The sequence below is a fragment of the Streptomyces sp. NPDC057565 genome, from assembly GCF_042801455.1.
Taxonomy (GTDB): domain Bacteria; phylum Actinomycetota; class Actinomycetes; order Streptomycetales; family Streptomycetaceae; genus Streptomyces; species Streptomyces yanii.
Genome location: NZ_JBHVFU010000008.1, coordinates 175948 through 195408, shown reverse-complemented (window position 1 = coordinate 195408; position 19461 = coordinate 175948). Strand labels below are relative to the sequence as shown.

The window sequence follows — 19461 nt, the reverse complement described above, 5'->3', positions numbered from 1 at the left end:
GAACACCACCAAAAGGGCAACGCTACGTCACGCTCGCCCCAAGGCAACGCCGGCCGGATGTTACTGATGATGCGTTCCCTCATCCAAACAGATCTTCGTAGGGCGCGGCCATGGAGTGGATGGCCTCGCCACCGGCCGAGTCCGCTACCGGGTCACGGAGTACGGAAGTGCGGAAGTACGGGTCCGTTCCGGGGCAGACATCGTGACGCGCACGGGTCGAACAGCGGGAACGCCCGGGGGCACGAGCGCTCGCGATGATCTGTACCTATCGTGGTCGGGTCGACCGGGCGAATTCCTGGTGGAGGCCGGTGTGCGAGGCCGCGCGTCGCTGCCCGCGCCGGCCGGAGTCAGAGCTGCGCCTCCCAACGATCCATCAGCTCTCTCGCCAGGGCTTCCCGGCCCGCCGCCAGTACCGGTGAGTCGAAGGTGAACGTCCGGCCGCCCGGTCCGAGGACTCCCCGTACTCACCGGAGTTGTTTCCGGAGGCTTCAACGCAGCAAGTCCTCCGGCCTCTGCGGGACGCCCCGCAGATGGCGGTCGGCCGCTTCCATCGCGATCAGGAGTCGATAGCCGTCATCTGCCACGATCAGTTCACCGGCAACGGCCTCCCGCATGAGGTCGACCGTGTTCTTGACACAGATGCCTTTGCGGCGGGCGTAGCGGCCCGCCTCTCCGTCGTCCGTTATCCATACGGAGTCCGCCAACTCCCTGCGGTGCTCGATAATGACGAGCGTCTCCGCCTCACCCAGGTGTTGCAGCGGCCGGGACGGTGAGCCGCCGAACACCACGCGGCGTATGCGGTCCACGAGTACGGTTTCGGCCGGGTCGTCGATCTCGATGGGATCGCCGAGCCACCCGTCCTCGCTCACCTGGCGCAGCCGCGGCCAGTACCGGGTCGACTGCTGAGCCTCCGCCGCAACCGCCTGCGTCCAGCGCCCCCGGCCGTCCAGGACCTTTTCCAGCAGGCTCAGCCGGTCGACCGCCGCGAAGTTGCACAGCACAGTGTTGTCGGGGAACCAACAGCGGCGCGTCATGGCTGGAAGACCAGGTCCCCTTCGTCCGCGTCGACTGTGGGCGGTGTACCGTCCCCCGGCTCGGGTTCGAGCGTCGCGCGGATCTCATCGACGTCCAAGCCGGTGTAGGCGGCCAGCGGGCGCAGGGTGGTCTCTCCGGCGAGGTACGCCTCGTACAGCGACCGGATGGGGCGGAAGGGCAGCCGTGCTGCTTCCGCCCAGGCAGTGCGGGCTGCGAACGCGTCGCTCTGTCCGGTCAGCAAGTGGCAAGCCTCCGTGGTGAGTTCACGCAGTCCGCCTCTTGTCTCCGCATCGATGAGGCCCAGCTGGGAAAGCCGGGCCGCGAGTGCGCTCGGCGACACCTTGAAGCGCACGACGAGCGATCTGAGCTCTTCGTCCGTGAGGTCGTGCCCCTTCGCAGCAGCGTTCAGCTCGTCCCTGGGCATGAGCAGGCTGGCTGCGAACACATTGGCGCGGATCTCTGTCAGGTCCTTCTGTCGCCCCGGCGCGAGATGAGTCTCCGTGAGGAGGTGCTGGGCGTCCCGGGCCAGGATGTGCCCGAGTTCATGGGCGAGCGTGAAGCGCTGGCGCGTCGGCACCTTCGTCCGGCCGATCATGATCAGCCGGAATCCGTCCGCCTGCCAGGCCGCACCGTCGACCCCCTTGGGCAAGCCGATCTTCGCCACGTCCACGCCGAAGGCACGCTCCACGACGTGGATCAGCTCGGATGTCTCCAGATCACTGACCGCCGGTGTCCCGGCGGCTGCCCATGCGTCCTCGGCCAGAGCCACCCCCTGGTCGACATGGCGCTCCACCTCGCTCCGGACGGACGGCAGTTCCGGCAGCTCCGGTGACCGGCCGAGAAATTCCAGTACCTCATGGGCCGTCGTGAACCTTTCGACGAGATCCCTGAGTCTGTCGCGTCCCTGGTCATCGACTTCCGGGGCGCTTGCGCGGGCCGCGAAGGCAGGACGGAGCGGCTCGCGGCCGGTCAGCAGCCAGTCGACGGTGGTGTTGCCGAACTCGGCGATCCGGGCGAGGTCAAGAGACGTGAATCGTCGGACGCCGCTGAGAGACTTCGACAGTTTGTCGGGGGTCAGCCCTATGGCCTCGGCGAACGCTGCCTGGTGGACCGAGGCCGCGTCCATGACTTTCCGTACACGTTCGCTCACAGTCCCACTCATACGGTCAGCGTACGAGGGCGTTGCGAAAATCGCAATGCCCATCCATTGCCCCACGGTCCCGGCGTCGCCGATATCGCAGCGCCCCGACCGCATTCGCGAACACCATCGCCTCCGCCAAGGTCTTCACCGTCGCCCACGGCACATCGGGACGCACGGAGGCGCCTCCACCCCTCCTTTGCTTACCGCCCCGCAACCTCTGATGTACCTCAGATTTATTCCTGAGTGATGTAGGGCACTGCCAGAATCACAGGATTCCCGGATGATGGCCATCGAGCCGTGCCACGGTGACGACTTCCTGGCCGGCGATGGCCGGGACCGCCCACCCTCCCCTCACAAAGGCGAATCTCCTCCATGAGTGACCGCTCCACTGCGGCCGAAACGCTCGTCGCCGCCCCACCGGCGACGAGCTCCCCCCACCGGGACGCCGGCGATGCCGGTTACAGCAAGGACCTCAAGTCCCGTCACATCAACATGATCGCCATCGGCGGCGCGATCGGCACCGGCCTGTTCCTGGGCGCGGGCGGGCGACTGGCCGGTGCGGGCCCCTCGCTCGCCATCGCCTACGCCGTCTGCGGTGTCTTCGCCTTCTTCGTCGTCCGCGCGCTCGGCGAGCTGGTCCTCTACCGGCCCTCCTCCGGTGCCTTCGTCTCGTACGCCCGTGAGTTCATGGGCGAGAAGGGCGCCTTCGCGGCCGGCTGGCTGTACTTCCTGAACTGGTCGACCACCGCCGTCGCCGATATCACCGCGGCCGCCACCTACGCCCACTTCTGGGCGATGTTCAGCGACATCCCGCAGTGGATCCTCGCGCTGATCGCCCTTGCCGTCGTACTCACCGCCAACCTGATCTCGGTGAAGTACTTCGGTGAGATGGAGTTCTGGTTCGCGATCATCAAGGTCTCCGCCCTGGTCGCGTTCATGCTCATCGGGATCTTCCTGGTGGTCACCCAGCACCCGGTGGACGGTCACACACCCGGCTTCTCCACCATCTCCGACAGCGGCGGCATCTTCCCCACCGGCATGCTCCCGATGCTGATGGTGATCCAGGGTGTCGTGTTCGCGTACGCCTCGGTCGAGCTGTGCGGTGTGGCTGCCGGCGAGACCGAGAACCCCGAGAAGATCATGCCCAAGGCGATCAACTCGATCATGTGGCGCGTCGGCCTCTTCTACGTCGGCTCGGTGGTGCTCCTGGCCCTTCTGCTGCCGTACACCTCGTACTCGGGGGACCAGAGCCCGTTCGTCACCGTCATGGACAAGCTCGGCATCCCGGGCGCGGCCGGTGTGATGAACCTGGTCGTGCTGACCGCGGCGCTCTCCAGCCTGAACTCCGGGCTGTACTCCACCGGCCGCATCCTGCGGTCCATGGCACTGGCGGGCTCCGCGCCCAGGTTCACCGGCCGGATGAACAAGGGGCAGGTGCCCTACGGCGGCATCCTGCTGACCGCCGGTTTCGGTGTGCTGGGCGTCGTGCTCAATTACGTCATGCCCGGCCAGGCGTTCGAGATCGTTCTCAACTTCGCGTCGATCGGCATTCTCGGCACCTGGGGCATGATCATGCTCTGTTCGCTGCTGTTCTGGTACCGCTCGCAGAACGGCAGAGTCACCCGCCCCTCGTACCGGCTGCCCTGGGCCCCCTACACGCAGATCGTCACACTGTTCTTCCTCGCCGGTGTCGTCTTCCTGATGTGGTGGGGCGGCGGAGTGGGCCGTACGACCGTGCTGTGTCTGCCGCTGATCGCGGCGGCGCTGGTCGGCGGCTGGTTCGTCGTCCGTGGACGGGTCAATGATCTTGCGCGGGAGCGCGAGGACACCTGACGTTTCCAGACACCGGCGACGGCCCGCGCGAAGTCATTTTCGCGCGGGCCGCTCGCGTGGATGGGGAATGCCGATCTCGTCGAAGCGACGCATGAACGCCGGCCTGCCCCGATGGGCCTCGCGCAGGCGTCCGGCCCTCTCCTCGAATGCGGTGATGTCGCCGGTGCGAGCGTGGGCGGCGCGCAGGTCGTCCAGGAGCGCGGAGGCCCGGTCGTAGGTTGTGGACTTCTTCTGCGTGATGAGGGCCTCGCCCCTGCCCCAGGTCTGCTCCGCGTTGCGGGTGAGGTGGTCCAGTCGGTCGGCGCGGGCCGCCTCGGCGGCCTCGACGCGACGGCGCTCGTCCGCTTCCCGTGCTGCGCGTTCCCGCTCAAGGCGCCCGGTGCGCTGCGCGTGAGCGGCATCCAGCAAGTGTGCGGCGCTGCGCCGCACTTTCGGAGCGGTGTCCTGGTTGCCCCTGGTGGCTTCCCGGTAATGGGCCAGCAGCTCTGCTCCGGGACGCCTCTCGCTGCCCATGTCGGCGTTCAGCAGCAGGGCGTCCTGCTCTGCTGCGGGGAGCTCGGCAATGAACGAGGCGAGCCGTTTCCGGTCCGCCCGGGGCTCGATCGCCGCTGCGCTCGCCTGCGCGACTACGCTCAGTAGGCCCTGGTCGACGCGCAGGAACTCGGCCAGGGTCTGCTGCGCGCCGGTGAGCGTGCCAAGACCGGCGGTTCCACCTGGCGCGCGTACTCCTCCTCGTCATCGTCCGCGAGGTCCAGCAGAAGACCGCCATGGGCTGTGTTCCCCGCGCTCGGGCGACACGGCAGCCACGATCGACACGCCGTTTTCCGGATCACGACCGGGACACGCCTCTGTTGAGTCGGACCGCGGACGGACACCGAACCGGCGACATACCCCGGGAGAGCCGGCCCCGACGAGCGGCAGACGGTTCACGAGTCACCCGGACCGGCGCCCTACGGCACGCTACGAGTTGCCCACCCGACCGCACCCCGCTCCTATTGGCATACCAATTCACAAAAATGCCCAACCGCCGTCTTCCCATCTCGCCCCACATCGCCCTATGTTGAGGCCTCATCGCAGCTCACTCGCTACACAACGAGTGATCCCTTGCAATGAAAATCGGTATACCAAATGAGAAGTCATCCACGCCATCGGCACGCCCGGGAGTAGCGCATGACGTTCCACCAGCCATCCCGACTCACCCGTCCCACCCGTGCCGCCCTGTCCGTGACCAGGGCCTGAGTGTCTCGGCCGAGGCGTCCGGGTGCGTCGCCAGGAGGCCTTCATGACGACCCGCCCGGGTGGGGTACGTCGCCGTGGGCACGCTCTCGTTCCTTGATGACTGATCCGCGTCGGCCGGGCGTGATGTGGGCCGTACCGCCAAATCCGGTCATAGATGTCGAGTCTTCAACAAATGTGCACCGTTCCGGGGTGACCACAACTGCAGGAACAGCAAAGGGTCCACGGCCCAGAGGCGACCTGAGAGCACCTGGCTAAGCAGATCGAGCGGACGATCCCGGTCCGGACGAGGCGGAATCTGATCGAGGCAAAGCAACGGGGCATCGAGCCCACCGAGCGCGCCTACCGCACGTGCAACGACACCATCTACCCGCACAAAGAACGGGCAGCCCCGATGAGCAAGCACGTTGAAATGCAGAGTCGCCTGAAGAACAGGCACATCCGGATACTCTCTCTCGGGTCCGCGATCGGCACCGGTCTGTTCCTGGTCTCCGGCTCGACGATCCAGACCGCGGGCCCGATCGTGCTCCTCGGCCATGCACTGGCAGGCGTTGTCATCACCCTCGCGCCGATGACGCGCACCCCGGACGTCCGATCCGGTGCGATCGCCCTGCCGCTGTGGCTCGGTGCCCTCGCAGCCGCGCTCGACCACACGACCCCACACACGGCGGGCAAGACGCGATGACCCGCTTCATCGCCCGTCGCATCTGCCTTGCTCTCCTGTCGCTGTGGGGAGTCGCAACGATCATCTTCTTCATGTCGAAGCTGATCCCGGGCGACGTCGCGCGTGTGGCCGCCGGGCGGCTTGCGACCGGCGAGCAGGTCGAGGCCATGCGCGAGAAGCTCCACCTCGACCAGTCGGTCCTTGTCCAGTACCTGGACTTCATGAAGCGTCTGGTGCACGGCGACTTCGGCGAATCGGTCGTGACGCACCAGAAGGTCTCGAACGACCTGCTGAACGTACTCCCGACAACTGTCCAACTCGTCGTCCTGACCATGCTCATCGTGGTGGCCGTCGCGGCCCCGCTCGGCATCGTCGCGGCAGTCAACGAAGGCCGAGCAGCAGACATCGCCGCTCGCGTCATCCTCGTCCTCTCCGGGGGCGTGCCCATGTTCTGGCTGGCGATCATGCTGCGCTGGTCCTTGAGCCTGCGCCTCGGCTGGTTCCCCATCTCCGGCACCAACAGCGTCGGATTGGCGCCACCGCGGGTAACCGGGTTCACGGTGATCGACTCGCTTCTGTTCGGCAACATCGGCAACGTCGTCGACTCCGTCGCGCACCTGCTGCTCCCGGCCGTGGCCCTGAGCATGCCCTTCATCACGACCCTCGCCCGCATCATCCGGTCGAACATGATGACCGCGATGAAGTCGGACTTCATCACGTTCGCAATCTCCAAGGGAGTTCCGCGGCGACGCATCATCATGCGCCATGCGTTCCGCTCCTCTCTCGGCGCGGTGGTGACCATCTTCGGCATGCAGTTCGGCTGGATGATCAGCGCCGCCGTCCTGGTCGAGGCGGTCTTCTCGCTCCCGGGAATCGGAAGCTACCTGTACGGCTCCATCACCAGCCAGGACACCTTCGCCGTCCTTGCAGCCGTCTTCGTCATCGGGTCGGTCTTCATCATGACGGCGCTGATCACCGACATGCTCCAACGGGTCTTCGATCCGCGCGTGCGCAACGCCCCAGGAGGTGCGGCATGACCAACGACGGCGCAAGCGTCGTCGAGCGCGAGGCGGAGGAACCGCCCACGCCGGACACCGAGCACGAGCCACGGACCGGCTCGACCGGTCACGGAGCCGGCGCCGCAAGGTCGTACGCCTCACCGGCCGCGATCGGACGGTCGATCGGCACAACTGCCCGGCGCATCCTCGGGGGACCACGCTTCCCGCTGCTGGACAGGATGGCCTTCGTGCTCGTCGCCCTCCTCGTGCTGGTGGCACTCATAGGCATCTTCTGGACACCGCACGACCCGTTCATGGTGAACACGAAGCAGGCGTTCCTCCCACCCGGGAGCGGCCACCTGCTCGGTACCGACAACGTCGGACGCGACGTGCTCTCCAGGATCCTCGCCGGGGCCGGAAGGACCCTCCTCATCGCAGTCGCGATCGTCCTCTCCGCAGCGGGCATCGGCGTGCTCGTCGCGAGCATCGCCGCGCTGATGCCCACCTGGATCGACGAGGCCGTCATGCGCGTCTGCGACATTCTCATGTCACTGCCCAGCCTCGTGCTCGCCCTTGGCCTGGCCGCGTCGCTCGGACCGTCGATGATGTCGATCGTGCTCGCCATGATCGCGACCTCATGGCCGAGCACCGCTCGCCTCATGCGCAACATCCTGCGCGAGACGATGACCAGCTCCTACGTGGAGTCGGCCCGGATCCTGGGCATGTCGCGGCTCCGGCTCATGCGTCGGCACGTCCTGCCCAACTCACTCGACGCGATCTACGTGCAAGCAAGCATGGAGATCTCCGGCACCATCGTCATGATCGCCGGCCTCGCGTTCCTCGGTGTCGGAGCCCCACCCCCCAGCCCGGACTGGGGATCGCTCATCGCCCAGGGGCAGGACCACATCACGACCGCTTGGTGGATCGCACTGTTCCCCGGCCTTGCGACCACCCTCGCAGCCATCGCGTTCGGACTCGCCGGGGACGCCGTCCGCAGCTCGGTCGATCCCTCGTCGAGGAGGTCCTGATGGTCTGTCACGAACCGCTGATGTCCATCGACGCACTGTCCGTCTGCGTGCCCGAGAAGGAGCGCATCGGCGGCGGTGCCGGCGACCTGACCCTCGTGGATCGCCTGTCGCTCCAGATCAAGCCGGGCGAGCGGGTGGCGCTCGTCGGGGAGTCCGGATCCGGCAAGAGCATGACTGCTCGTGCGATTCTGCAGCTCGATCCGCACCTCCGCCTCTCGGGCTCCATCCGCTGGAAGGGGCAGGAGCTGGTCGGCAGCGGTGAGCGTCAGATGCGCAGGATCCGGGGCCGCGAGATCTCCATGATCTTTCAGGACCCGATGACTGCGCTGAACCCGGTCCTCACCATCGGTGAGCAGGTCGCGGAGCCGCTGACCGTCCGCGGGATGTCGAAGAAGAAGGCCTACGCCAAGGCGGCGGAGATGCTGGACCGGCTCCGGGTGCCGAAGGCGACGGAGAGGCTGCGCGCCTATCCGGGGCAGTTCTCGGGCGGCATGCGCCAGCGCGTGGTCATGGCGGCCGCTCTGGTGGCCGAACCCGACCTGCTCATCGCCGACGAGCCGACCACGGCTCTCGACGTCCGGGTCCAGGAGCAGGTGCTCGATCTGCTCGAGGAGCAATCGCGGGAGCTCGACCTCGCGGTTCTCTTCATCACCCACGACCTGGGAATCGTCGCCGGCCTGGCCCACCGCGTCGCGGTGATGCTGCGCGGCAGCCTCGTCGAGGCGCGCACGGTCGACGACCTCTTCGCCTGCCCACGGCATCCCTACACGCGAGGCCTGATCGGATCCGTCCCGCGGCTGGATGCAGACCCGAACGTCCGGCTGAAGACCGTCGCCGACTACATGCCCCTGGAAGGAGTGACAAGCAATGCCTGAGGTGTTGCTGCGCGTGGCCGGGCTGCGCAAGCGCTTCGGCCGTGGACACGGCGCCCACCAGGCGCTCGACGACGTCTCGTTCGACGTGCGACAGGGCGAGATCCTCGGTCTGGTCGGCGAGTCCGGATCCGGGAAGTCCACGATCATCCGTTGTCTGGTCGGCCTGGAGAAGGAGGACTCCGGCGAGATCACGTACGACGGCATCAACCCCGCGGAGGCCTCGAAGGCCGATCTGCGACGTTACCGGCGCGAGGTCCAGATGGTCTTCCAGGACCCGTACTCGAGCCTCGATCCCCGGATGACCGTCGGTCAGATCCTCGAAGAGCCGATGCTGGTGATCGGTGGGTTCTCCGCGCGTGAACGTCGCGCCCGGATCGATGAGCTGATCAACGTGGTCGGCCTCCTCCCGGAGCACCTGGCCAGATACCCGCGCCACTTCTCGGGCGGACAACGACAGCGGATCGCGATCATCCGGTCACTGGTGGTCGGCCCCAGGGTCCTCCTCTGCGACGAGCCGGTGTCCGCCCTGGACGTGTCGGTCCAGGCCCAAGTGCTCAACCTCATCAAGGACATGCAGCGTCAGCTGGACCTGACGGTGCTCTTCGTCTCACACGACCTCGCTGTCGTGAAGTACCTGTGTACACGACTGGTGGTGCTCAACCGTGGGGTCATCGCGGAGACGGGCGACGTCCCCGCGATCTACGACGATCCGCAGGACCCCTACACGCGAGCCTTGATGGAGGCCGTTCCGGTACCGGACCCCATGGCCGAACGCGCGCGACGGGCACGTCGGCAGGAGGCGGCGAGATGACTCGGATCGGCGCCGATGTGACGTTCACGGACGGTGCGTCCCTCTTGGGCGACGACCCGATCCAGACGTTGGTGGCACTGAGCGACCTCGGGTTCGAGGGAGTCCTCGTGCGGACGCTCGACGAAGCATTCCCGGCCCTGGACAGGGGCGCGATCACCGAGTTCAGCGAAGAGGCTGCGCGGCGGGAGATGTTCGTCCAGGTGGGCCTCGGCAAGGTCAACCCCTACATGACGGCCGAGCTGCCGCGCGTGCGGGATCTGGGTGGTGGAAGCTATCTCACAGGCATGGAGCGGATGATCGACATCTGTGCCGAGCACGGTTGGACCGAGGCATGGACCGCAACAGGGGGTTACAAGCACGAGCTGCCCGCGCCCTTCTGCTTCGACCGCTTTCGCACCGATGTCGAATGGCCCCTCCAACTGGAGGCGACCGCTCGCTTCCTCCGGCTGCTGACGCCGTCGCTGCGCGCGGCCGGCGTGAGGATCAACCTCGAGACCCACGAGGAGATCACGACCTTCGAGATCCTCAGGCTCATCGAGGACATCGGCTCGGACGTCCTGGGCGTGTGCCTGGATCCCGCGAACCTTCCCGTGCGGGGCGAGCTCATAGGTGACGCGGTCCGGCGCGTCGCTCCGTACGTCAACATGACCCACCTGCGAGATGCGGTACTCGTCCGAACCGAGGCAGGGCTGGCCAGGTTCCTGACACCGGTGGGCCGAGGCTTCATCGACTGGTCCGATCTTCTCGGTTGTGTCCTCGCTGCCAGACCGGACCTCGACCTCGTCATCGAAGCAATCGGCGGCTCCCGAGCGGAGATGCTGCTGCAGCCCGACGACCCGGGCTGGCGCGACGCGCACCCGGACATGACCGACGCCGATGCTGCAGCCCTGCATGCGTTGGCCGCCGACTTCGACGACCTGGTGGCGACAGGCCGCGCGCCGTGCCTCGCCTCGTTGCGCTCGTCGCCTCCCAGAGCTGCCGACTACCGCCAGTTCCTCACCGAATCCCGGAGCGCACTCATGACCCAGGTCGCGGGCCGTTCCGGAGCAGAATCCCGAGATTAGGAGTGCAACAGCAATGCAACAGAAGCCCGAGCTGATGGGTCTCGTCGCGGCGGTCGACTGCGACGTCGTCCTGCCCGGGGCGCCTGGATACGAAACACTGCGCCGGGTTTGGAACGCCGACATCGACCAGCGTCCGGCGGCCGTCGTCCGGTGCACGACCGCGGCGCACGCCGCGGCGGCTCTGCGCTGGTGCCGCGACAACGGAGTCCCCCTGACGGTGCGCGGCGGCGGTCACAATCTCGCCGGCACGAGCGTGTCCGACGACGCCGTGCTGATCGACACGGGACTCATGCGCCAGGTCACGATCGACACAGCCAGTCGCACGATCACCGTGGGAGCCGGCTGCCGTTGGGGAGACGTCGACCGGGCGGCCGAGCCGTACGACATCGCGCTCCCGGCCGGCGTGGTGTCCCACACGGGTGTCGCCGGCCTGACTCTCGGTGGTGGCGCCGGCTACCTGTCGCGCATGTTCGGCTCGACCGTCGACTTCCTCCGCGAGGTGGAGCTCGTCACGGCCGACGGCGTCATCCGCAGGGTCGACGAGAACAACGAGCCCGAACTCTTCTGGGCACTGAAGGGCGCCGGCCACAACTTCGGCATCGCGACGGAGTTCGTCTTCGACTACATCGACCTCCCCGGCCTCGCCACCGTACGTCTGGCCCTCTTCCCCACGGAGAACCGCAAGGAGATCCTCCAACGGTTCCGTGACCTCGGCCCGGGCATGCCGGACAACGTCACCTCCTACGTCCGGCTCTACCGTGCTCCCGAGTACTGGTCCCAGGTGCCTCGCGAACACCGCGGCCGGCCCATCGTGTCCATGGCCACCGTCACCTATGGCGACCCTGCCGGCGAGCCCGAGTCGAGCAAGCCGATGTTCGAGGTCGGGACCCCGATCTACGAACGCGTCTGGACGGTTCCCCACGTCACGCTGCAGCACTCCACCGATGACGAGTTCCGCTACGGGATCTGCCACTACTGGAGGCACGTCGCCTTCCGCGAGATGCCCGACGAGCTCCTCGACATCGTGATCGAGCACGTGGACGCCTATCCGGGCCGCTCGCTCAATTCCAGCTCGTACATCGCGCACCAGGTCATGTGCCCGTTCGAGCTCATCGCGGGCAGGATCCACCCGCGAGACCACAGCAACGACTCCACCACCGACATCCACTCGCGATGGGCCGGGAACATCGGCGCCGACTGGGAGTACCCGGACGAGCGGCCCGAACTCGTCGCCTGGGTCAAGCGGTTCAGTACCGCCGTCAGCGAGTGGGAACACGGCACCTACATCAACTTCACCTCGGAGCGCAATGACGCCGGCCGCGGCCGCGAGATCTACGGCGACAAGTACGAGCGCCTGGCAAAGACGAAGGCGACGTTCGATCCGGCCAACGTGTTCGATCACGGCCTGGTCGACCTCGACCTCGCTGCGGCCGGCGGCGACCCGGCGGGAGCGTAGGACGAGATGCTGCGTATTGGGGTCGACAGCTCGAAGTTCGGTGTCGTGCGCGGGCGTCCTGCGGTTTCTGTCGTGGAGCGCGCCGCAGATCGCGGGCTCGAGGGTGTCTACTTCCGTTCCGTCCTGGAGCTCAGCCCGACTCTGGAGGCGGCCGAGGTTCGGGACGTGATGCAGGCGGCCACCGATCTCGGCCAACGCATAGAGGCGGGGGTCGGGAAGGTCAACCCGTTCGTCACCCCCGAGGCGCCCGAGATCCGGGCACTCGGCGAGGGCGACTACCTGCGGGGTATGCGGCGCATGGTCGAGGTCGCAGCCTCGGCCGGCATCCGCGAGCTGTGGACGGCGACGGCCAACTACCAGTTCCGGTTGTCGGGCCGGTACGCCTACGACCGCTTCCGGACCGACGTCGGATGGGACGAGCAACTCGCCGCCACCGAGCGCCTTCTGCGCAAGCTCGCGCCTGTGCTGCGTGACCTCGGGGTGCACCTCAACATCGAGACCCACGAGGAGATCACCACGTTCGAGCTGGTGCGGCTGGTGGAGGCGGTCGGGCCCGACGTCGTCGGCATCACCTTCGACACTGCGAACGTGCTCATGCGGTGCGAGGACCCCGTCGCAGCGGTGGAGCGAGCGGCCCCCTACATCCGTGCGACCCACGTCCGCGACGCAGCCCTCTTCTTCACCCGAGCGGGGATCGCGCGTCTCCTGGTGCCGGTGGGCGAGGGTGTCCTCGACTGGGACCGCTTGCTCGCACCCCTCCTCGGGCGCGACCTGATGCTGTCGATCGAGGGCATCGTCGAAAGCACCCGCGGTGAGATGGAGCTCCAGATATACGACCCCGGCTGGCAGGAGGGTCATCCCGATCTCACCCTCGCCGAGGCCTTCGAGGTCGTCCGTCTGGCCACGACCTACGCCGATCGCGTCTCGGACAAAACGGCAGCCGGTCGGGAGCAGCTCCACTCCGCGGTCGGCGAACCCGAGTCGCTCGACTTCATCGATCGCAGCGCACAGCACCTTCGACAGATCCTCACCCGCATGGGCGAAGGAGAACCCACCCTCGACAGGAGTTGGACAGCATGACTGACATCGCCACCGACCAGGCCTACCCGACGCTGAGCCTGCGGGAGCGCGACCGGCGCTGGGCGGCCGTGCGTGGCCTGTTGAAGGAGCACGAGCTCGCGGGCATCGTCGTGTTCGGGACCGGTAGGGACCACGCGGACTCCTACCTGACCAACGAGGGTCGCCGCACGATCGTCCTCCTCACGGAGCACGAGGACCCGACCATATTCACCGGCGACGTCCCGCTCGACCGGCTGGACGCGCAGGGCTCCCGGTGGGAGCGCTGGGTCGAGGACTGGCAGCACGGAGACGGCCTGGCGAACCTGGCGGCCGCGCTCCGGGAGCGGGGGCTCGACCGGAGCCGGCTCGGAGTCGTGGGACTGACAGGCAGGTTCGTCGGCGAGGCCGCCGGCACGATCTCCTACAGGACGTGGTCCCGTGTCCTGGAACTGCTGCCCGACGCGCACTGGGTCGACACCGCCGCCGCGTACGAATCCCTCGTGATAGTCAAGAGCCCCGAGGAGCAGGTGCTGCTGCGCAAGGCTGCCGCTCTCGGCGAGCAGGCGTGTCACGCGTTCGTGGACACCGCTCGCGCGGGCGGTAACGAGCACGAGATCGCCGCGGCGGCGTTCCACGCCATCATCGCCGGCGGCGGGTGGGTGCGGTGGCCGTTCATGCTCGAGCGTGCCGGAGCGAGCATGTTCGCGTGGTCGATCCCCGAGTGGTTCGAGATGGGCGGTGCGCCGCACGTCCTGCGCAAGGGTGACACGATCGCGGCCGAGATCTTCGCCTTCTACGGGGGCCAGGAGTCGCAGCAGCAGATCGACGTGTCGATCGGCGAACCCAGCCCGCTGCTCCGCGAGCTGGAGGAGGTCTGTCTCGAGTCCTACCGCGTCGGCATCGAGGCCCTCACTCCTGGTCTCCGGTTCTCCGAGCTGGCGGCCATCATGGAGGAGCCTCTGCAGCGCTCGCGTACCTGGAACACCGGACCGATGGTGCAGACGGTGTCGCCGATCTACAACAGTGCGACGCGTATCAACCCCGGCGTCGACCCCGCCCTCCAGCACCTGAAGAGGCTGCCCTCCGGCCACCCCATCGACGGCGACTTCGTGATCCAGGAGGGACACGCGTTCGCCTTCGAGCCGAACGCACTGCGCGACGGTCAGCGCGTCTGCGTCGGCGGCACCGTCCTGCTCACATCGAACGGTCCCGAGGAGCTCAACAGCATCCCGAACCGGCTGAACGTGGTCTGAAGTCGGCGCCGGGAGGGATGGGAGGGAGCAGTCACGGTCGGCATCGGGGAGCAAGTGCAGTACCGGGGAGGGCCGGCAGACCTCGTCGTTACTCGACGCCGCCCGCGCGACTGGAGCGCTTGCCCCCTCCCACAAGTCGAGACGTGATACGAGCCGGAACGTGGCTCACGAAGCGCCGCGTCGGGCAGTGGTCACGCCTGCCGGATGCGCCTGACCGGGATGCCCTCGGCCGAGCCGGCGCCTGATCAAGGAACCTCTGATGAAAGGGACAACAATGGACCGGCAGCGCGCAAGAGCCTTCAAGACTGGCGTGATCGCCCTCGGGGGGACACTCGCCCTGACTTCATGCAACATGCAGGCGCCGAACACAAAGCGGGGAGGCGAGTCGCAGATCGTCATCGGCACCTCGAACGTCGCCGAGACACTCGACCCGCTTCAGGCTTCGGACGCACACAACGACTTCAATCTCGCTCCGATGTACGACCGTTTGGTCAACTACGACGCGAACGGCAAGCTGGTGCCCCAGCTCGCCACCGCATGGAAGTTCGACGAAGACGCAACCCACCTGACGCTCACCCTCCGTGAGGGGGTGACCTTCCACTCGGGCAACCCGTTCACGGCGCAAGACGTGGTGTACACGCTGGACCGCACCAAGAGAATCGGCTCCGGCGTTGCAGCATTCCTCACGAACTACGTGTCGGCCGAGGCCATCGACAAGCAGCACGTGCGCATCACGCTGACCCAGCACGACCTTGCGTTCATCGGCGCCCTGAGCCTGATCTACATCGTCGACTCCAAGCTCGTCGAGAAGCATGAGGGCGATGACAACGGTCAGGGCTGGTTGGCAACCCACGAAGCGGGGTCGGGGCCGTTCGCCATGGCGCAGTACTCGGCGAACCAAGAGATCCAGCTGAAGCGCTCCGCCGGCTACTGGGCCTTTGACAAGGAACGACCGAAGACGATCGTCCTCCGCATGCAGGAGGACCGCAGTGGCAGTCGGGACGAGCTCCTGGCCGGGAACATCAACATAACGGACGGTCTCTCCGGTGCGGACGTCGAGCAGGTCAGGAAGACCGGCCGCTTCACACTCATGCGACTGCCCGTCCCGCGGGAGACCTACGGCTGGATGAACATGCAGGGCGGCATCACCGCCGACCCCAGGGTCCGCGAAGCAATCCAGCTTTCCTACGACTACAAAGGACACCTGACGAGCGCGCTCGGGGGCCAGGGTGAGATCGCTGATGCCATCCTCCCCGAAGGAATGGCTTGCCGAGTCGATGCAGGAAAGCCGGAGCAGGACCTCGACAAGGCGAAGGCCCTCATTCGCAAGGCCGGAGCCGAAGGCAAGACCGTCACGATCGCCTACCAGCCGACCGTCGACGAGTTCAACGCGGCCGGAACCATCCTCCAGGACTCCCTGAAGAAGATCGGTCTCAAGGCGGAGCTCAAGTCGGTGACGTTCCCTCAGTACTCGGACCGCATCTCCCGGCAGGCGACCATGCCTGACATCGCGCTCGCATGGGACTTTGCCCCCTACCCTGAGGCGGGGCCGCAGCTGAACCGTGAGTACAACTCAGCCTTCGCCGGATCGACCAACTACACCTGGTACTCAAACCCGCAGGTCGACAAGTGGCTGAAGGAAGGGAACACCGCCGCGACCGCAGACAAGGCGTGTGCGGCCTTCACCAAGGCGCAGAACCAGATCCTCGCCGATCACGCCCTGCTCTACATCGCCTACCCGGCCATCACCATCCTTTCGGACGGGCGCGTCAAGAGCATCCCGTTCTCGCCGACGCAGCAGGACTTCAACGTCGGGTTCCTGCGCATGGCTGACTGACATCGGGGGCGGGGCAATCCCGACAGCCAGGCAAGTTGGCGACCGGCCCCGCGACAGAGCCGATCACGTGCGGGTTGCTCCCCGTCCAGGGGTGGGCGCAGGCCCGGACCGTACCTGCGCCCACCGCCGAGCCGCGCCCGAACCGGGCTGCGCTCCATCCGGTCACGGCCGTGCCCTCGAAAGGCAGTATCGAAGATGACCCTCATCCTCAGGCGCGGCGACCTTGAGCCGCTCGTCGACATGCGTGCGACCATCGAGGCCGTCGACGCCGCCATGGGCGATGTCGCGCGCGGGACCGCCGTACAGCCCGCGCCTGCGCTGATGCGCCTTCCGGGGAGCGACTCGGGCTTCCTGCCGATGGCCGCCGCTTCCCAGCGGGCCGGGCTCGCGGCCGTCAAACTCCTCGCCGACGTGCCCGCGAACGCCGAGCACGGGTTGCCGACCCAGCGTTCCAGCATCGTGCTCGTCTCCACCGACACCGGGGAGGTGCTGGCCGTCCTGGACGGGGCCGTCCCGACCCGGATCCGGACCGCGGCGGCCACCGCGGTGGCGACTCGGCACCTCGCCCGGCCGGGAAGCACGACACTCGGCCTGGTCGGTGCGGGGGCGTTGGCCGTCGCGCACGTGACGGCGATGCTGGAGGTGCTGCCCATCGGCACGGTGCACTTCTGGACCCGCAGCAGGGCAACGGCACACGGCTTCCAGAAGGCCATCGAGCAACACGGCCTCAAGGTGCGGCTGCTCGAGTCGCCGCACGCCGTCGCCCAGTCCGTGGACGTGCTGTGCACGCTCACCCCCGCTGTGGAGCCGGTGGTGCACGGCGCCTCGTTCGTGCCCGGACTGCATGTCAATGCGGTCGGCGCGCGCCCCAGGCCGGATCACCGCGAGGTCGACACCGAGGCGATCCTCCGCTCGCGGGTGTTCGTGGACAGCCTTCCAACGGTGCGACAGAAGTCCGGCGACATCGTGATCCCGGTCAACGAGGGGGCCCTGCGGTTCGACGATCTGGAGGGCGAGCTGGGCTCCGTCATCGCTGGTCTGCATCCCGGACGAAAGAGTGAGGACGACATCACGCTCTTCAAGTCGGTCGGACTCGGCCTCCAGGACCTCGCCATCGGCCGCCTCCTCGTCGACGCCGCCCTCGCCACCGGGCGAGGCGTCCGCGTCGACCTCCGCGCCTGAGAAGACCGGGCTTTCGAAGGCCCGACGCAACTACGGTCGAATCGTTGCCGCACCTACATCCACCTGGCCCACCCCCATCCACCTGGCCCACCCCCGGGTGAAACCCGGGCACCCACTCCGCGCGGCGGGCGGCACTGGCCGGCTGGGCTCAATACGGTGGCGGACGTGCTGCTGAGCTGTGCGTTTGTCAACCTGAAGCCCGGAGTCGGGAAGACGACCAGTGCTGTCTGGCTGGCCCATGCGCTCTACGAGCTGGGACTGCCCCCGCTGCTTGTCGACAGCGATCCGGCCGGTTCCGCGCTGCGCTGGAGCGAACTCGCCGGCGGCTTCCCCTTCCCCGTGATCTCTCTTCCCGTGGGCGACGTGCACCGTCGCATCGACGACTTTCTCGGCGGACGGCAGGCCGTGGTGCTCGACGCCCCTCAGCTCGAGGACCACGCCCGCGTCGCCCGCGGCGTCATGCGCCATGCCGACGAGTGGATCGTGCCGGTCACTCCGGCCCCCATCGAGCTGGACCGGATGGCCCCCATTCAGACCGAGATGAGCGATGTGCAGTCCCTGCGCGCGGAGCCGGCCCGCACCGCGGTGCTGCTCAACCGCACCAACCGCCCCGACACCACCCGTACCGGTCCCGACGCCGACGCCCGGGAAGTGCTCGCGGAACGGGGGTTCGACGTGCTCGACACGCAGATCGCCCGCCTCGACCTGTACTCCCAGTCGTTCGGCGGTCCGGTCCGCGTCCAGAGAACGGCCTACATGGACCTCGCGAACGAACTCCTCAAGCGTCAGGAAGGCGTATGAAGCAACGCAAGGACAACTATCGCGCGGCCTTGCAGCGCGGTCAGGCGGAACCGCAACCCCACACGCCCAAGGTGACCACGCTGAACAGCAGGTATGTCCGGATCACCATCGAACTCGATCCGGAACTGCAGCGCCACCTGGACCGGTGGACGGCGCCGACGGTCGCCCTGCTGACGAACACCGGTACGGCCGCCCTACGTGTCCTGACCGCGTTTGCTGCCGGCACGCCCTCGTCAGGCACGGGCAGCCGCACCTGACCGATGGCTGTGGGCGGCGGCGCCTCAGCCGGCACGACGACCGAGCCCCCGTCCACCGCAATACCGCCGCACCAGTTGCTCCACCCTGATCCGTGGGCGACGGCGAGCGGCTCAGGAACGCGCCCGCTGCTGCTTGTCCCACTGTGCCCGTGAGAGGGCGGTGGGCCGCGGAAGCAGGACGCCGTCCACGTGCAGGTCGACGTGCTCGTTGTAGAAGGCGACCATCCCCGCGATGGTGGAGCACGCCACCGTCGGGAAGTCGTACGCCCAAGCGACATCGTCATGGGTGACGGCCCCGCTCACGAAGGACCAGTACCCGCTGGTCCTGCCCTTGTACGGGCACGCCGTCACCGTGTCCGAGAAACGCAGCAGGTCCCAGTCGACGAAGGCACGCTCCACGTAGTAACGGGTCGGCAGGCCGGTCTCGAAGAGCTTCACCGAGGACGGCGCATCCGCCAGGACGGTGCCGTCCACCTCGACGCGCACGCTGCTGGACGAGCGCAGCGCGTCCACCCGCGTATACGGGCTCCTCGGGTGCACGAAGACCTGCTCTTCCTCCTCGTACCACGCGTCGATCGCGTCCCACCGGAAACGGGCGGTGCCGATGAGTACCTCCGGGGCTCCCTCGGCCCAGACCCACGCCGCACCTTCACGGACCTCGGAGCCGACCCGCAGCGAGTGCCGCCGCGCGGGGCCGGGACCCAAGCGCCCCGTGCGGCCGTCGTCGGTCAGGACGCCCTCGGTCAGATCCCGCAGCGGAATGCTGTACTGCGGATAGCCGGGCCACTCCCACACGTACACCGCGCGCCGGGTGTCGAACACCCACTGACCGCCGACCTGCGCACGGATGCGCCGCGGCACCGGCTCGACATGTCCGACCGGGACGATGAGACCCGGATAGTCCACACTCTCGTCCGACATCGGCGATCAC

Annotated in this window: 18 protein-coding genes; 14 read left to right on the top strand and 4 right to left on the bottom strand. The window is 67.5% G+C overall.

Annotated elements, in window-relative coordinates; translation table 11 throughout:
• Positions 1-488 precede the first annotated feature (488 nt).
• The gene (locus ACFU8W_RS18825) at positions 489-1034 is read right to left on the bottom strand and encodes a hypothetical protein (protein ID WP_327243284.1); all 546 of its coding nucleotides are present in this window, start codon (positions 1032-1034) and stop codon (positions 489-491) included.
• Positions 1031-2197, bottom strand: a complete 1167-nt coding sequence (locus ACFU8W_RS18820) for a helix-turn-helix domain-containing protein (protein ID WP_384038229.1) — start codon at positions 2195-2197, stop codon at positions 1031-1033. Before ACFU8W_RS18820 ends, ACFU8W_RS18825 begins: the two co-directional genes overlap by 4 nt.
• A 351-nt stretch (positions 2198-2548) precedes the next feature.
• Between ACFU8W_RS18820 and ACFU8W_RS18815 the strand changes: the two genes are divergently transcribed.
• On the top strand, positions 2549-4009 hold the full coding sequence (locus ACFU8W_RS18815) for an amino acid permease (protein ID WP_384038226.1): 1461 nt from the start codon (positions 2549-2551) through the stop codon (positions 4007-4009).
• A 33-nt stretch (positions 4010-4042) separates the two neighbouring features.
• Here ACFU8W_RS18815 and ACFU8W_RS18810 read toward each other — a convergent pair whose 3' ends face one another.
• A complete protein-coding gene (locus ACFU8W_RS18810; RefSeq protein ID WP_384038223.1) occupies positions 4043-4522 on the bottom strand; it encodes a hypothetical protein in 480 nt (159 codons plus the stop codon).
• 1117 nt (positions 4523-5639) lie between these two features.
• Here ACFU8W_RS18810 and ACFU8W_RS18805 point away from each other — a divergent pair.
• From ACFU8W_RS18805 to ACFU8W_RS18745, 13 genes are all read left to right on the top strand, one after another.
• Positions 5640-5930 carry a hypothetical protein gene (locus ACFU8W_RS18805; RefSeq protein ID WP_384038221.1) on the top strand — a complete coding sequence of 97 codons (291 nt, stop codon included), beginning with the start codon at positions 5640-5642 and terminating at the stop codon, positions 5928-5930.
• Entirely contained in the window at positions 5927-6946 is a 1020-nt protein-coding gene (locus tag ACFU8W_RS18800; protein ID WP_384038218.1) for an ABC transporter permease, read from the top strand. Before ACFU8W_RS18805 ends, ACFU8W_RS18800 begins: the two co-directional genes overlap by 4 nt.
• Positions 6943-7935: an ABC transporter permease gene (locus ACFU8W_RS18795; RefSeq protein WP_384038215.1), complete on the top strand. Its 993-nt coding sequence runs from the start codon at positions 6943-6945 to the stop codon at positions 7933-7935. The genes ACFU8W_RS18800 and ACFU8W_RS18795 overlap by 4 nt, the downstream gene beginning before the upstream one ends.
• Positions 7935-8810 (top strand): ATP-binding cassette domain-containing protein, encoded by an 876-nt coding sequence (locus ACFU8W_RS18790; RefSeq protein ID WP_384038212.1) that lies wholly within the window; start codon positions 7935-7937, stop codon positions 8808-8810. The genes ACFU8W_RS18795 and ACFU8W_RS18790 overlap by 1 nt, the downstream gene beginning before the upstream one ends.
• Positions 8803-9621: an ATP-binding cassette domain-containing protein gene (locus ACFU8W_RS18785; RefSeq protein ID WP_384038209.1), complete on the top strand. Its 819-nt coding sequence runs from the start codon at positions 8803-8805 to the stop codon at positions 9619-9621. The genes ACFU8W_RS18790 and ACFU8W_RS18785 overlap by 8 nt, the downstream gene beginning before the upstream one ends.
• Positions 9618-10685 carry a sugar phosphate isomerase/epimerase family protein gene (locus tag ACFU8W_RS18780; RefSeq protein ID WP_384038207.1) on the top strand — a complete coding sequence of 356 codons (1068 nt, stop codon included), beginning with the start codon at positions 9618-9620 and terminating at the stop codon, positions 10683-10685. The genes ACFU8W_RS18785 and ACFU8W_RS18780 overlap by 4 nt, the downstream gene beginning before the upstream one ends.
• A gap of 13 nt (positions 10686-10698) precedes the next feature.
• Positions 10699-12141: an FAD-binding oxidoreductase gene (locus ACFU8W_RS18775; protein ID WP_384038204.1), complete on the top strand. Its 1443-nt coding sequence runs from the start codon at positions 10699-10701 to the stop codon at positions 12139-12141.
• Between the two features lie 6 nt (positions 12142-12147).
• On the top strand, positions 12148-13221 hold the full coding sequence (locus ACFU8W_RS18770) for a sugar phosphate isomerase/epimerase family protein (RefSeq protein WP_384038201.1): 1074 nt from the start codon (positions 12148-12150) through the stop codon (positions 13219-13221).
• Positions 13218-14453: a M24 family metallopeptidase gene (locus ACFU8W_RS18765; protein WP_384038198.1), complete on the top strand. Its 1236-nt coding sequence runs from the start codon at positions 13218-13220 to the stop codon at positions 14451-14453. Before ACFU8W_RS18770 ends, ACFU8W_RS18765 begins: the two co-directional genes overlap by 4 nt.
• Before the next feature lie 274 nt (positions 14454-14727).
• Complete coding sequence (locus tag ACFU8W_RS18760; protein ID WP_384038196.1) at positions 14728-16290, top strand: ABC transporter substrate-binding protein; 1563 nt, start codon at positions 14728-14730, stop codon at positions 16288-16290.
• 195 nt (positions 16291-16485) lie between these two features.
• On the top strand, positions 16486-17472 hold the full coding sequence (locus tag ACFU8W_RS18755; RefSeq protein WP_384038194.1) for an ornithine cyclodeaminase family protein: 987 nt from the start codon (positions 16486-16488) through the stop codon (positions 17470-17472).
• A gap of 165 nt (positions 17473-17637) precedes the next feature.
• Positions 17638-18273: an AAA family ATPase gene (locus ACFU8W_RS18750; RefSeq protein WP_384038191.1), complete on the top strand. Its 636-nt coding sequence runs from the start codon at positions 17638-17640 to the stop codon at positions 18271-18273.
• The gene (locus ACFU8W_RS18745) at positions 18270-18530 is read left to right on the top strand and encodes a hypothetical protein (RefSeq protein WP_384038188.1); all 261 of its coding nucleotides are present in this window, start codon (positions 18270-18272) and stop codon (positions 18528-18530) included. Before ACFU8W_RS18750 ends, ACFU8W_RS18745 begins: the two co-directional genes overlap by 4 nt.
• Positions 18531-18641: 111 nt before the next feature.
• On the opposite strand, the gene ACFU8W_RS18740 is transcribed toward ACFU8W_RS18745, so the two are convergent.
• Complete coding sequence (locus ACFU8W_RS18740; protein WP_384038185.1) at positions 18642-19451, bottom strand: DUF427 domain-containing protein; 810 nt, start codon at positions 19449-19451, stop codon at positions 18642-18644.
• Positions 19452-19461: the final 10 nt, after the last annotated feature.